This window comes from Blautia marasmi, from assembly GCF_900258535.1.
In the GTDB taxonomy this organism is placed as follows: Bacteria; Bacillota; Clostridia; order Lachnospirales; family Lachnospiraceae; genus Blautia; species Blautia hominis.
On the sequence record NZ_OIWX01000001.1, the window covers coordinates 5,372,606 to 5,387,254 of the forward strand.

Annotated in this window: 11 protein-coding genes and 1 pseudogene; 6 read left to right on the top strand and 6 right to left on the bottom strand. The window is 48.1% G+C overall.

All coding sequences use genetic code 11. The features are described from left to right. Positions 1 to 67 precede the first annotated feature (67 nt). Entirely contained in the window at positions 68 to 601 is a 534-nt protein-coding gene (locus tag C6P39_RS23540) for a DUF2798 domain-containing protein (protein WP_104805385.1), read from the top strand. Here the strand turns inward: C6P39_RS23540 and C6P39_RS23545 are convergent. Together C6P39_RS23545 and C6P39_RS23550 are read right to left on the bottom strand one after the other, a co-directional pair. Continuing rightward, a complete protein-coding gene (locus C6P39_RS23545; protein WP_104805386.1) occupies positions 590 to 1,942 on the bottom strand; it encodes an MATE family efflux transporter in 1,353 nt (450 codons plus the stop codon). The two genes, C6P39_RS23540 and C6P39_RS23545, sit on opposite strands and share 12 nt — an antisense overlap. Before the next feature lie 66 nt (positions 1,943 to 2,008). Further along, positions 2,009 to 2,824, bottom strand: a complete 816-nt coding sequence (locus C6P39_RS23550) for a MerR family transcriptional regulator (RefSeq protein WP_095173076.1) — start codon at positions 2,822 to 2,824, stop codon at positions 2,009 to 2,011. Between the two features lie 325 nt (positions 2,825 to 3,149). On the opposite strand from C6P39_RS23550, the gene C6P39_RS23555 reads away from it, so the two are divergent. Both C6P39_RS23555 and C6P39_RS23560 read left to right on the top strand, forming a co-directional pair. Further along, a complete protein-coding gene (locus C6P39_RS23555) occupies positions 3,150 to 7,388 on the top strand; it encodes a DEAD/DEAH box helicase (RefSeq protein ID WP_104806034.1) in 4,239 nt (1,412 codons plus the stop codon). 96 nt (positions 7,389 to 7,484) lie between these two features. Then, complete coding sequence (locus C6P39_RS23560; protein ID WP_104805387.1) at positions 7,485 to 8,105, top strand: DUF4317 family protein; 621 nt, start codon at positions 7,485 to 7,487, stop codon at positions 8,103 to 8,105. A 63-nt stretch (positions 8,106 to 8,168) separates the two neighbouring features. Here C6P39_RS23560 and C6P39_RS23565 read toward each other — a convergent pair whose 3' ends face one another. The 4 genes from C6P39_RS23565 to C6P39_RS23580 all read right to left on the bottom strand — a co-directional run bounded on the left by C6P39_RS23565 (position 8,169) and on the right by C6P39_RS23580 (position 12,532). Then, positions 8,169 to 9,638 carry a GntR family transcriptional regulator gene (locus tag C6P39_RS23565; RefSeq protein WP_104805388.1) on the bottom strand — a complete coding sequence of 490 codons (1,470 nt, stop codon included), beginning with the start codon at positions 9,636 to 9,638 and terminating at the stop codon, positions 8,169 to 8,171. Between the two features lie 290 nt (positions 9,639 to 9,928). Further along, a complete protein-coding gene (locus C6P39_RS23570) occupies positions 9,929 to 10,918 on the bottom strand; it encodes a sensor histidine kinase (protein WP_104805389.1) in 990 nt (329 codons plus the stop codon). Beyond that, a complete protein-coding gene (locus C6P39_RS23575; protein WP_104805390.1) occupies positions 10,905 to 11,591 on the bottom strand; it encodes a response regulator transcription factor in 687 nt (228 codons plus the stop codon). Before C6P39_RS23575 ends, C6P39_RS23570 begins: the two co-directional genes overlap by 14 nt. A 41-nt stretch (positions 11,592 to 11,632) precedes the next feature. Next, positions 11,633 to 12,532, bottom strand: coding sequence for a LysR family transcriptional regulator (locus tag C6P39_RS23580; RefSeq protein WP_095173070.1), 900 nt, complete (start codon positions 12,530 to 12,532; stop codon positions 11,633 to 11,635). Between the two features lie 322 nt (positions 12,533 to 12,854). Between C6P39_RS23580 and C6P39_RS23585 the strand changes: the two genes are divergently transcribed. From C6P39_RS23585 to C6P39_RS28575, 3 genes and pseudogenes are all read left to right on the top strand, one after another. Beyond that, entirely contained in the window at positions 12,855 to 13,109 is a 255-nt protein-coding gene (locus C6P39_RS23585; RefSeq protein ID WP_104805391.1) for a TfoX/Sxy family DNA transformation protein, read from the top strand. A gap of 243 nt (positions 13,110 to 13,352) precedes the next feature. Beyond that, complete coding sequence (locus C6P39_RS23590; protein WP_104805392.1) at positions 13,353 to 14,099, top strand: alpha/beta fold hydrolase; 747 nt, start codon at positions 13,353 to 13,355, stop codon at positions 14,097 to 14,099. Positions 14,100 to 14,234: 135 nt separating this feature from the next. Then, positions 14,235 to 14,642: pseudogene (locus tag C6P39_RS28575) on the top strand (DUF3795 domain-containing protein); the annotation flags it as partial. Positions 14,643 to 14,649: the final 7 nt, after the last annotated feature.

Below are 14,649 nucleotides of genomic sequence, written 5' to 3' on the forward strand. Positions count from 1 at the left end.
GCGTAGTCTATGAGGTAACCTCTGTGATTACGCCTTTTTCTCATCAAAAAGAGGAGGACTTATTATTATGCCCAAAACAAAGTTTCAGGGAATTATTTTCGGGATCATCATGTCCATGACCATGGCCTACGGGATGGAAGTCTATAACATTGCCGTTAAAATGGGGTATAACACCATGGCGGGAGGCTTCAGTAACATGACAAACCAGGTGTTCCTGGACGCCTTGGCAGAAGCGTCTTATATGTGGATATTTGTATTCCTGTTTTCTAATTTATGGGGGAACAGAATCGGGCACAAACTGGCAGCGCGGATCATCCGTTCAGAGAAGGATAATCCGTTTTTCATCACTGTGGTAATATCCAGCTGTACTGTTTTCATTATGTGCCCCACTATGAGCCTGACTGCTGCCATACTTTTCAATCTGATACTGGCTCATGCACCGGTAAGCCAGCTTCCGGCCATATGGGCAGGTACTCTGATCAAAAACTTTCCCATGGCCCTGCTTTGGAATCTGTTTGCAGCAGGTCCCCTTACCAGACTGCTGTTTAGGGCAGTCTTTAAAAACCGGCCACAATCCCCAACAGAACTGTCAGAGGTCTGAGACCGCACTGCAGTCATATGTACCCGCCGCTGTTTTTTCTTTCCGTATATCCTCCGGTCTTTTTCCGGTATATAAGCGGACGCAGAACGCAAGTGCGATCAGCTCTGTTACCGGAAAGGTCAGCCATACATAAGAGAGCCCTTTAAAATGAAAGATCCATGCCAAGGGCACCAGAAGTATGATCTGCCGCAGTATAGTAATACGGATGCTTGCCTTTCCCATATTTACCCCCTGGAAATAGACAGTCAGCATGATCACAAAAGCTGCCGGAATAAAACTCAGGGAAATTATGCGGAGCGCGGTACAGCCAATCTCCAGGATTTCTTTTTTTCCGGAAAAGATGGAAAGCAGTTGGCCCGGCACTGCCATGAAAATTCCGCAGCCAAGTACCATCACGATGACAGAGGCTGCGACGGAATATTTGAGTGTATCTTTCACACGCCGATGTTCTCCGGCTCCATAGTTAAAGCTCATGACAGGCAGGATGACCTGCTGAAGCCCCATTAGGGGGATAAAGAAGAAAGTCTGTAGTTTATAGTAGAGGCCAAGCACAGTGACGGCATCCTCTGTAAACTGCTTCAGGATCAGGTTCAGGCCGACCATATACAGGGTATAGAGGGACTGCATGATAATGGCAGGCATCCCGGTCTTATAGATCAGGACACAGCTTTTTGCTCTTATCCTGCCCTTTAAGGGACCATGCCGCAGCACTGAGATCAGGACCACCGCCATGGCACTCCATTGACCGATCACAGTGGCAATGGCAGCTCCCCGGATCCCCATAACAGGAAAGCCAAACTTTCCGAAGATCAGAAGCGGATCCAGCACAATATTGAGCATTGCGCCCAAGATCTGTGCGCACATGGGAAGGACCATATTTCCCCTTGCCTGCAGTATTTTTGTACAATTGGCCTCCACAAACATGCCCAGGGAAAACAGAAAGATAATGGCACCGTACTGCATTCCCCCTGCCTGGACCATAGGCTGGTCAGAGGAAAAGCGGCAGTAGACATGCAATACCGGCAGTCCAATTGCGGCAAACACCGCAAAATTCACGATCCCCAGAAAGAATCCGCTTTTTATAATATCATTCTGGGAACCTTCTGCGTCAGCTCCATCCATGCGTGAAACCAGAATGTTGATGCCGGTTCCGGTCCCGGTTGCCACGGCAGTCATCAGAAGCTGAACGGGGAAAATAATTGACAGGGCAGTCAGGCCCTCCGCCGAGTATTTTGCCACAAAATAACTGTCCACTATGTTATACACAGACTGGATCAGCAGGGCAAGCATAACCGGAGGCGATAATTTGAGCAGTAATTTCCATATAGGTGTCTGTTTCATATTTAACCATCCTTTCTCAACGAAAAAAGAATAAAGGATGGAGTAACTACACAGTCAAGTGCTATTTTATTTTTTTATCAAATGAGCTTTTATTTCACAGTAATAATCATCTATGTAGTCAAAAAGCTGCAGTCCCAGTTCATCTGCATACACGGCATCTGTTGTATATCCGTGTTCTTCCATCCAGGTAAAAAGCGGTTCAAAATCCGCAGATTCCCGGATGATCCGGACAATACAGACTGCATACTCCCCTGTTGGTGTGACGTGCAGATTTTCGGGGCTGACGTGTGAATAGCTGCTGTCCGCGATTTTCAGATATTCCCTGCATTTATAGATGTTTCCCTTTTTCATTTCCTCCAGATCCAGTATATATCCGTACTTTCTCTGTATGGTGTCCGCAAACCGAAGTTCATCCTTGGCGGCAGCCTGCAGATTGGCGTGATAGGAGGTACCGTCCCCAGCCATTATGCCGGCGATCACAGTCTCCCCCTTCAGCCATTTCTTTTTTACCACATCGGAGTGGATCGCTTTTGAGACCCTTTTATTTTCCTCGTCATACCACAGGATATCCTCCGCCACCTGCTGATAATATCTGCTCAGCCGGAGGGCTTCATTTCTGTAATCCAGCAGAAGCTGTGTGATCTTGCTGTTGTCATGAAAATCCAGTATCTGTTTTACCTTGTCCAAAGGCACACTCAGCTTGCGGCATGTGGTTATAATATCCAATTGCCACAGATTCCAGCGGGAGTAGTAGCGGTATTGGTTCTTTTCCTCTATGTAATCCGGTACCAGAAGTCCGATCTTATTATAGAAATGCAGGGTATCTTTTGATATTCCCGTTATTTTACTGACTTCACCGATCAAATAATATCCTTCTTTCAAATCTGTTCTCCTTGCCATTTTCTCTTTACACAGGTAATTATATGTTATTGTTCACTCCGTGTCCAGTAACACGCTTCGCGATGCACAGATATGGAGCATTCTGCTTCATATCGCGCTGGCTGCCTCGGGATTTTCATGCTTTCAGCATGAAAACGCCTCCCGGTACAGTGGCCTGTGTACAGTAACGTAATTATAACAAAATAGGTGGAAAAAGCCAATGAAACCCTACACGAGACCATCTTTTTGGTGTACAATCGTAACAGAACATTTATCCGGCTTCTGCCGGCTGAAATACAGGTATGGAAAGGATGAATACATGAAAGAGATGACACAAGACAGCCTGGACCTATTTACACAGCCCACCGCCTCCTGGTTCCGGCAGGCTTTCGGACAGCCCACAAAAGTCCAGCAGGAAGCATGGCCTGCCATAAAAGCCGGCGGCCCTGTCCTCATCAGCGCGCCCACCGGAACCGGAAAAACATTATCCGCCTTTCTGGTATTTATAGACCGTCTGCAGGCACTGGCAAAAGAGGGGGGACTGAAGGAGGAGCTCTATCTGATCTATGTTTCCCCCCTGAAATCCCTGGCCGGAGATATCAGAGAAAATTTAAACAGGCCTCTGGATGGAATCGGAGCCATGGAGGGCGGAGAAGGTGCCGGGAAGATCCGTGTAGGCATACGGACTGGGGATACCCCACAGAAAGAGCGGCAGAGGATGGTAAAACATCCCCCTCACATACTTATCATCACACCGGAATCCCTGTATCTGATGCTGACCAGCCGGACCGGACGGACGGTCCTAAAAACAGCCGGGGCACTGGTGATCGACGAACTGCACGCGCTGATCGATACCAAGCGTGGTGCCCACCTGATGCTGTCCGCTGCCAGATTAGACAGCCTATGCGGGCATCCTCTCCAGAGGATTGGATTATCTGCCACCATAGAGCCTCTTCAGACCGCAGCCGGCTATCTTTCACCTGAGCCGGCACATATCGTTGCCCCCAAAATGCAGAAAGAGGTACAAATTGAGGTAAACGGCATAGCACAGGCGCCCGGAAGAAGAAAAGACCCGGTCTGGGAGGAGCTGGCGGAGAAAGTATACAGCAGGTGTCTGCAGTGCAGGAGCGTGATCGCATTTTCCGAAGGACGGCGATATGCGGAAAAACTTGCCTACTATGTCAATCAGCTTGGGGGCGAGGATTTCGCCCGTGTGCACCATGGCAGTCTGTCAAAGGAACAGCGGGCAGAAGTGGAGGACTCCCTGCGGAAAGGAAACCTGCGCCTGCTGTGTGCCACCTCCTCCATGGAGCTGGGAATTGACGTGGGTGACATTGACCAGGTGCTGCAGATTGGCTGTCCGCGCACCATTTCCAGCACCATGCAGCGTCTTGGCCGGGCAGGACATAATCCCGGCCGGGTCAGCGTTATGTATATGTACCCCCGGACTGCCTCCGAGACCTTATACTGCGGCATGACAGCCCAGGTGGCCAGACAGGGAGGGATAGAACAGGCCTGCCCGCCCGGTATGTGTCTGGATGTACTGGCACAGCATCTGGTGTCTATGGCTGCCACAGCCAAAAACCTGGAGACAGATAAAGGTTCCGGAGGTATTCCATGTACTGCCTACACGGTGGATGACGTAATGGAAATCCTTTCCCGCACGTACACCTTCCGTTCTGTCACCCGGCAGGATGTGAAAGATGTCCTGGCCATGCTGGCAGGCGATCATGAGCATAAACGGGAAATTCCCGTGCGCCCCCGCATTCTGTATGACAGACTGCACGAACAGGTCTTTGCCAACACTTACAGCCGGATGCTGGCTGTAGCAGCAGGAGGGACCATACCCGACAAAGGCATGTATACAGCCAAGACAGAAGAAGGTGTAAAAGTCGGGGAACTGGACGAGGAGTTTGTCTATGAATCACAGCTTGGGGACCGATTCCTGTTAGGCTCCTTTGCCTGGAAGATCGTGGGGCAGGATAAAGATACCGTGGTGGTTACACAGACCGGTGCGGAGGGTGCCAGGCTGCCTTTCTGGAAAGGCGAGATCAAGGGCCGGAGCCTTGGAACCAGTCTGGCATTCGGCAGGATCATGAGAACCTTATCTGAAGCTGAGCGAAGGGGCAGGCTTACGGAGGAGCTGGAGAATCTTGGACTTGACCAGGCTGCCCGGGAAAATACATCGGGATTTTTAGAGCGCCAGTTAAAGGCCACCGGCATTCTGCCTGATGACAGGACTATCGTGGCAGAACATTTCAAGGACTCCACAGGGAGCAGCCAGATCATGCTGCACGCGCTCTTTGGAAAAAGGATCAATACGCCCCTGTCCCTTCTTCTTCAGGATGCAGCACAGAAATTAACAGGAAATCCGGTGGGCTGCGTGGAGGAAGAGGACGGAATTCTTCTGTATCCCTATGGGGAAGAGGTTCTGCCTGAGGGCATTTTATTTTCCATAGATACGGAAAAGGCAAGGAAGATCCTGGAAGCTATGCTTCCGGCAGCCCCTGTCTTTAACATGACATTCCGTTACAATGCGGCCAGGGCTTTAATGATGGGTATGAAGCAAAACGGAAGGCAGCCCCTATGGATGCAGCGTCTTCGCAGCACGGAAATGCTGGAGTCCCTTGTTCAGGAAAAGAATCATCCCCTGATACGTGAGACGCAGAGGGAATGTCTGGAAGACCAGTGGGACATAGAGGGTATGCTTGGCATACTCCATGCAGTGCAGAGCGGTCAGATAGCTGTCAGGGAAGTTTATCTGGATACGCCCTCCCCCATGTCACTGCCCATGCAGTGGCGCGTGGAGGCAGCAGAGATGTACGAATATTCCCCGACTACACCGGGAATCCGACAGGCCGTATATGACGAACTGCGCTATATGGAAAAGCTGAAACCATCGGCAGAGTCACTCAAAAAGGTGCAGGAGCGCAGAAAACTTCCCGAGGATGCCGCAGGTCTGCACACGCTTCTGATGATGGAAGGCGATGTAACCGTAACGGAGCTGCAGGATATGTACGCGGGGACTTCCAAACTTTGCTGTATACCGGACTGGCTGGAGGAACTGGCCGCACAGGAACTGGCAGACTATATGGAGCCGGGACTTTGGATCGCCGCGGAACAGCGTGAAGAATATAAAAATGCACTCACTGATCTGGATAAGCAGGATGGTATGCACATCATACGGCGGATGCTGTATTACCGGGGTCCCCGGACTGCCAAGCAGATTCAGGAGCGCTATCTGCCGGGCATGGACTGCATAGTCCAATGGCTGGAAACCTTGTGCGCTCAAAAGGAACTGGTGGAGGACAGCGGCTTTTATTACCATGCCAAACTCTACGACAGGGCAAGAAACGCCACCATCCGGGGATTGCGCACGGAGGCTGTCACACAGCCGCCGGAACACTATGCCTCCCTGATGGCAGGCCGGGTCCTGGTCAACGCCTCACCGGAGGAGCAGTTAAAGCAGACCATCGAATCATTCTGCGGACAGGGATTCCCCGTAATATTCTGGGAAAATATCATCTTTGCCAGAAGAATCCGCAGATACAGTGAAGGTCTGCTTGACCGGATCCTGACAGAAGGGGATTATTTCTGGAAAATGCTGCCCGGAGACATGCTATGTTTTCTCCGGTATGAAGAGATTGACTGGGACGCGCCCCTTTCCGAAGATATGCAGGCCGAGGAATCAAAAGCAGCAGAGGAACAAATTCTCTACCGGGAACTTTGCAGGCGTGGGGCCAGTTTTCTGAAAGCCCTGACGCATCTTCCCCTAACCAAAGATGTGCGCAGTCTGCTCATGGAGCTGGCGGAAAAAGGAATGGTCAGTGCAGACAGCTTTGTTCCTGTAAGGCAGTGGCTGAACAGGGAAAAGATCAGAAGATCAGCGGCAAGACAGCGAGTCAATGCAAGGATCGCCGCCATGACTAAGGGACGGTGGGATGTAGTCCACCCTCAAAAAAAGCCGTCCATGGAGGAGCTTCTGGAAATCTTTTTCCGGGAAAATATCATCCTGTGCCGGGAAACCTTCCGGCGTTCCCTCTCTCTTCATACGGACCGTGAGCAGGGATCTTATCCTGACTGGAAGCAGGCCCTGGAAGTTCTTCGTATCTGGGAGTTCACAGGCCGCGTAAGGAGAGGTTATTTTGTACGCGGACTCTCCGGTGCGCAGTTTATACGAAAACAGGACTACAAGGGCATCGTACAGGCCCTGGCACATCCGGATCCTCAGATCATCTGGCTGAACGCAGCAGACCCCATGCAGCTTTGGGGAAAGGTGCTGGAACACTTAGAGGGCCGTTCTTTTCTGAATGTCCCCGGCACTGCCGTGGCGCTGCAGGGCGGCATTCCAGTCATGGTACTGGAGCGGCAGGGAAAAGTTCTGAGGGTGCTGGAAGACACGGATCCAAAGGCTGTTCTGAAAGAATTTGTTCTCGCATTCCGGGAAAAAGCACTTTTTCCGGATAAGAAGAGGCTCACCGTCAAAGAGTATCCTGCAGAGATGGGGGATGCCCTGAAGGAAGCCGGTTTTACCAGGGAAATGATGGATCATGTACTATACCGTTAAGTTTGAGGTGCCGGGCCGTGTGATTTCCTCTTGTGGACAAAGAAAAATTGTGATATGAATATATAGGAAACGTATAATCTTCACAAGGAGACTGAAATGATAAACAGAGAGGATATGCTGGAACTGACCAGACGCATGACACCGGCAAGGACTTCCATGACTAGAGTTGCAGGCAGTTATATGGATGCAGACGGTGAGATTGACGGCACTTTCAATACTAATTTTCTAAAGCTTTCATCGGGAGATAAAACAAAGAACCTTGCGATCGCAAAGGCGGTCCCCTTCTCCGCTACAAATGAAAATTTAAAAAGATACAAATTTTCCGGGGATTCCATAAAAGTGGGCAGTATGCGGCAGCTTCTGATGGGGATGAAATCCTGCGGCCTGAAAAATGATGTGATGATGGAGACATTCTATGATCTGATCGCCGAAACCTATCAATCCTATCATGACTACGCGGTCCTCGTCTTCCATGACCGCTACGATGTGCCTGTAAAGGCAGCAGACCATGAACGGTTATGGGAGTCGGAAGAGATGTTTGAATATCTTATTTGTGCCATCTGTCCGCTGGAGGGCGATTATGAACCGGGTAAACCGGAGTGCGGCTTTCTTTTTCCGGCTTTTTCGGACAGAAGCGCAGACATAAACCATGTGGATGTATTTCAGTCGGATACGGAACATCCCCACTTGGAAATATTGAAGATACTGGGATTATGATCTATACTTCCTAAGACAAAAGCAGCGCGGCATTAAAAAACTGCCGGGCTGCTTTTGTCTTAGTTAAACTTCGTCTGTTATCACAAGGCGTATGGATGGAGTCAGCCTCAGTTCTTCCGGCCGGATTCCGCATTGATGCAGATATTGCTGGGCAATAGGAAACTGCCGGGCTGCCATTTCCCTGAGTGTCTCGGCACAGGCATCAATGGCATTCTCTTTCAGTCTGCTTATCATTGTGACCGTAAAATCATACATTGCCCGGTCGGAATCCACATTTCTCCCATAGGACGTCTTCAGAGGATATCCCCAGAGAAACAGGCTGTAAATACGTCCGTAAATCTCACGTATTCCCTGCAGTGGACTGTATCTGGCGATAAGCAGCAGACAGTACCACAGAGAAAGCTCACAGCGCCCTGTGTCCAGATTCTCCTCCAGCTCTTTGATCAGCTCATTTCTTTCTTCCTGTGAAACGGCTGTCAAAAACTCCCGCATCACTGTCTCACAGGAAAATACAAACAGTTCAAAGGACTGGATAAAGTAAGCCAGATTCCGGCGGATCGCAAGTACTTCAAAATCCGTTGCATCACAAGGCTCCCCGATCCGAAAGATCCTGGTCCCTTTTCCGTTGATCGTACGGGCTGCCCCTAATTGGTTCAGCACCTTTATTGTCCGGCGTACCGTACTGACCGATACCCGGTATTCCTCCGCCATCCTCTCATAGGATGGAAGAAAATCCGTGTCACGATATCTGCCCATATATATATGATGCATGATATGGGAGGCCAGACTGTAGCATACCTGAGGACGCTCACGGTATATCCGCCATTCAAACGGGATCTGCTTTTCCCCCTTTGCCGGAGGGATCATCTGTGACAGGCTTTCCACTGCGTTCCCCACGGAATCCTTGCGGAAGACATGTAATTTTTTATGCAGGGAAGCCCAGTCCTTCCTGCCTGCCAGAAAGACACAGTCCCCCATTTCCTCATGCATGATCTTCAAATCACTCAGGTCCTTTTTTCCGCCCTGTTTCACAAAAAGCAGACCCCAGAAAAAGGACGTCTCCCAATATAAATTCATAGCCAGAGGATTCTCCATCTTCTGCAGAACAAAGCAGAAAAAATGGAGTATATCATCAGCGCTGCTTCCTTTTGCTAGACGGTCAAGAAACGCCAAGTCCTGCTCGTCCATCCTGCGAAAACTTTCCAGCAGCAGCGGCATGATGATCATTTCCGTAGTTTGATAGAGGTCTTTAAAACTTTCAATCCTCCGGGAAAAATATTGATTTGCGCACTGATAGGCTTCTGCCTGCGTCTGCTTGAAAATCACTTTTGTTGACCTTCCGTTGTGCATATCAATATATCCCTCCGCCCGCAGACGCTGCAGGCCTATTTTCACTGTCAGGGCCGAGACACTGAATTCACGGCAGAGTGTATCAATTGAGGGCAGAAGGTCTCCGCATTTGTAATATCGGAATTGAATTCTTTTCAGAAAATATTCATAGATAAGATTAGAAAATTGTTGTTCACTTCGCAACTGTCCTTTGCCTCCCTGTAATTATGATGTATTTGTAACTATTCAGTAGGTCTGCACATTCACTGCACTGACCGTAAGAAAGCAATCCGCAGCCAAGCAAAAATCCTATCGCCAAAGGCGATTTTGCATGGATTTTTGCCTGTAACTGTGAGGGTACTGAACAGTTACAGGTATTTTATTATTCTATCATCTTCGACACGGATTTACCAGAAGGGATGTTCCGGTTTAAGATCCTTGCGGCATTGATGCCATATGGGACAATCCGTATTTTGTCATCACCAAGGTATGCATCATTTTGGAAAACGGATGGAAAATACAGCACCGCCCTTGGGATGATTTTTTGCAGTGACCGTTCCGCCCTGCCGGGTAATGATCGTCTTGCAGAGTGCCAGGCCGATCCCGTAACCCGCAGTGTCTGTATTTTTTCCTCGGTAGAATCTGTCAAACAGGCAGGGCAGATCTTCTTTTTTGAAACCTGTCCCGCTGTCATGAAGGGTGATCTCAACAAACAGCGGGGTATCTTCACAGACAATTTCAATCTTTCCGTTATCACCGGCACTTTCGATACAATTTTTAATCACATTCTGGACTGCCTCCGAAAGCCAGCCTGCGTCCCCCCGGATCCTGGCTCCTTCTGCGATGTCTGTTTGCAGAACGATGTTGTGTAGTTCCATTGGGATCAGAAATGGGCGCAGTGCAGCGTTTATCACACTTTTTACTTCTATATTTCCCTCCTGAAAAACCACGATCCCTGCGTCTAGCCGGGATAATTTCAACAGGGAAGTAACCAGCCAGTCCATCTGTACAAATAATTCCTCTGTTTCCCGCAGCAGAGTCTTTCGTTCCTTAACATCTGAAGCATTCTCCAGCAAAGACAATATCAGGTTGGCAGAGGTGAGAGGAGTGCGGAGCTGATGGGCAATGTCAGCGAGAGAATCGGCAAGATGCTGCTTCTCCTTTTTTAAGGCTTCATTTTGCTCCCGAATACGCAGTGTCATTTTTGTGATCTCGCTTTGCAGGATAGAAAGTTCGCCCTCCTCAGATTCACTGATAAACAAATGATCCGCATTATGAAGGACAAGGTCAATCTGTTCGGAAATCTGTGACAGGTTCTTATAACGGGCTTTCGTAAATACAAAAAAAGCAGTGCCAAAAGCAGCAGCAGTAACCAGGGACAGTATCCCTGCTGCGGGTTGGATGACAAATCCGGCTGCCGCTGCAGCGAAGGCCAGGATAACAAATAAGACCAAAAACTGCCGGATCTCTCTATTCCGAAACATAACTGCCTCCCAGCCGATATCCCGTTCCGCGGACAGTAAGGATTATCTGCGGGTTTGCAGGATCATTCTCGATCTTCTCACGAAGCCGTTTGATGTAGACGGTCAGGGTATTGTTATTGACAAACTCACCTGCCGCGTCCCACAATTCATCCAGCAGTCTGTCCCTTGTCAGGATGATCTTGGGATTGTTGATAAACACCAGCAGCAGGCGGTACTCTAAAGCGGAGAGAAAAACCTCTTTGCCGTCCTTCTTCACCACGCTGCTGGAGGTATCCACATAAAGACCGCACATTTCAAAGGCAGACGGCGAACACCCGAATTTCCGCAGGGCAGTACCGATCCGGGCGATCAATTCGCGCGGGCGGAATGGTTTTGTTATATAGTCATCTGCCCCCATATTCAGACCGGTTACAACACTGGCTTCATCACCGGATGCTGTAAGGAAGATAACGGGTATCTTCTGTGTCTGTTTGATTTCCGTGCAGACTGTAAAGCCGTTGCCGTCCGGCAGGGATATGTCCACCAATGCCAAGTCGAATTTATTTTCCGCCAGCATGGAAACCGCATCTTGCTGGGTGGGTGCATGGGTAACCTGAAAACCCTCCGAACGAAGCAGAAGCGTAAGATTCTTGGCAATTTCCTTATCATCTTCAACCAGAAATATTTTTTTCACTTGTTATCACCATCCTTAACCGGTATCCTATTATCCTTTAACTACGTGTGGTCAGCATTCAGATGTTCCTTTAAGACTGCAATATATTTTTCTGCAGGTTTGGAGAATATCTGATATTTTTTCCATATAATACTCATTTCCGCCTCAAGCCCTGGGTCCAGCGGTCTGAAGCAAAGGCTGCTGTTTCCTGTTGTATTTATGATCTTGTCCAAACAAACGGCATAGCCCAGGCCTTCATCTACCATCAAAGAAGCATTAAAGATCAAATTGTACGTGGCCGCTATATTCAGATCCGATATTTGACATTTCAGCCATTGTGCTAAGGCACCGCCTTTCTCTTCCTGCTGGGATATGATCAAAGGCCGGTCCCATAAATCATCCGGCGATATTGTTTCTTTTAATGCAAGGGGTGAATCCTTTCTCATCAAAACACCCCAGACATCTCTGGCAGGTATTTTGAGCGCATTGTATTTCGTCAAGTCCACCGGACCAAATACAATGCCAAAATCCAGCAGGCCTTTATCCAGCCGTTCCATAACAAAAGTGGAATTCCCGCTGCAAATATGGTAATGAATGCCGGGGGCTGTGTTCTGCAGGCTTTTTGCGGCCTGCGCTAAAATACGGACCGCATCTGTCTCCCCGGTCCCGATATAAATATCCCCCATAACAATGTCATTGGTGAGCGTAACTTCCTTTTCTGTTTTTTTGACCAATTCAAGGATTTCTTCTGCCCGCTTTCGCAAAATCATTCCTTCATCGGTGAGAGTCACTTTTCGTGAACCTTTTGTACCGCGAATCAAGAGCTGCTTTCCCAGTTCTTCCTCCAGGTTTTTTATCTGGGTGGATAATGTCGGTTGAGAAAGATGCAGGGATTCCGCAGCGCGGATAATGCTCTGTTCCCTGGCAATGGCAAGAAAATACTGAAGAACCCGTAATTCCATCTGATGACCTCCTAAATGGGTATATGTACTAAACTTAGGCCTTCCTGTTATAGGGTAGTTTACACTGATTATAGCAATGTTCAAATATTCTGTCAATTTTGAAAGCCGAGCGCCATGTTTTCCGGCCCAAAGAGGAGAAGGCTGCAATGGAATGATCGTGGAGCAGGGCATTCATACTGGACGGATGGAAGAAAATGGTTTTTCTACCTCGAAATAATAAGTTATTGCATTTTGTAATGGTAATTGCTACAATAACGGAGAAGATCACTTGTAGAAAAAATAGCTTTTTGCATTTGGCAAAAGAGCGAAAGGATGTGATATAGTGGCAAAACTAACTTCTATGCGTAATATTGGAAATGAAATTGAAAAGAAACTAAAATCAGTTGGTATTTGTTCCGCAGAAGAATTGATACAGATTGGCAGTAAAGAAGCATTCATTCGCTTAAAAATGCACTTTCCCAATGTCTGCTTAGTTCATTTATACACGCTTCAAGGTGCAATTGATGATATTGAATACAATCAGTTGTCTGATAAAGTTAAGTGCGAACTGAAATGTTTTAGTGATACCTTTAAATGAATCGCTTTACAGAACATAACGCATACGGTAAATTTATTATAGATACGTTTCCCGGGCAGACATAATAAGTAAGTTTAAGTGGAATTCCCATGATTCTATGGTATACTGAGAACATATTAAGAACGGAGGTTGCAAACTATGGGAATTTGGATTACAAAACACTAACAGCAAGGTGTTGGTGTTTACAAGCCTTGCTAATCAGATCAGAAAACCAAAAACAGAGAAACGATTAGGAGGCAGACTATGTCATATTTCTATTATCAGTCAAAAAAAATTTATTACACAGAAACGGGAAAAGGAAAACCCGTGTTATTCCTGCACGGCAATACAGCATCTTCCAGAATGTTCGAGCCTTTGCTCCCTCTATATGAGGATACATACCATATCATTCTCATAGACTTTCTGGGCCACGGAAATTCAGACCGCCTGGAGGAATTCCCCCCGGAACTCTGGATGGAGGAAGCCGAACAGACCATTGCATTACTGGAACATCTAAAGCTTGGCCGGGTAAATCTTGTGGGAACCAGCGGTGGTGCGTGGGTCGCTATCAATGCTGCATTAAAACGCCCGGACCTGATCGGCAGGGTAGTAGCCGACAGTTTTGATGGCCGGACATTAGCAGACGATTTTTCTGCAAACCTGATAAAAGAGCGGACAAACGCTAAGAAGGATGCCATGGCAGTAGAATTTTACCGATGGTGTCAGGGCGAAGACTGGGAGCGTATCGTGGATATGGATACCAGGGCATTGACGCAGTGTGCCGAAAAGAAACTTCCATTATTCTCCAAATCCCTGACCAGCCTGCAGGTTCCGCTTCTGCTTATGGGCAGTGAAGGGGATGAAATGGCCAGAGAGGACTTACAGGCGGAATACCGTACAATAGCCAGTGAAACAGGAGCAGAGATCTGTGTTTTCCCAGAGGGCGGCCATCCGGCCATTCATTCCAATGCGGAACAGGCAGCCATAACCATCCGCAGGTTTCTGGGATAAGTAAAAACAAACATGACATACAGTTGGCGTATTTATTTTGGTAAAATAGTATTGCAGTAAGCTGCAAAGAAAAGAAGGCATGGACAAATATCAGAAATATATGTTCATGTCTTTTTAAATAAGGAGCGAATAAAAATGAAGATGCCGGAAAAAATAGAGCCTGCCATGTTTGCGCCCTGCGGAATGAATTGCATGGTTTGCTATAAACACTGTTATCACAAAAAACCCTGTGAAGGATGTATAAAAGGTGACCGGGGAAAACCCGAGCATTGCAGGAAATGCAGGATCAAAGATTGTATCAAAGAAAAAGGTCTGTCTTATTGCTTTGAATGTGCCTTATATCCATGTAAGCAGGTAAAAGCGCTGGAAAAAAGCTACAATACCCGTTATCACAGCAGTCTTATGGCAAACAGCATGGCAGTACAGGGACTGGGCCTTAACGTATTCCTGGAGCAGCAAAAAGCGGCATACACCTGTCCAAAATGCGGAGGTATCATTTCTATCCATGACGCGGAGTGCAGCGAGTGCCGGTACAAGATCAAGGAGGTAT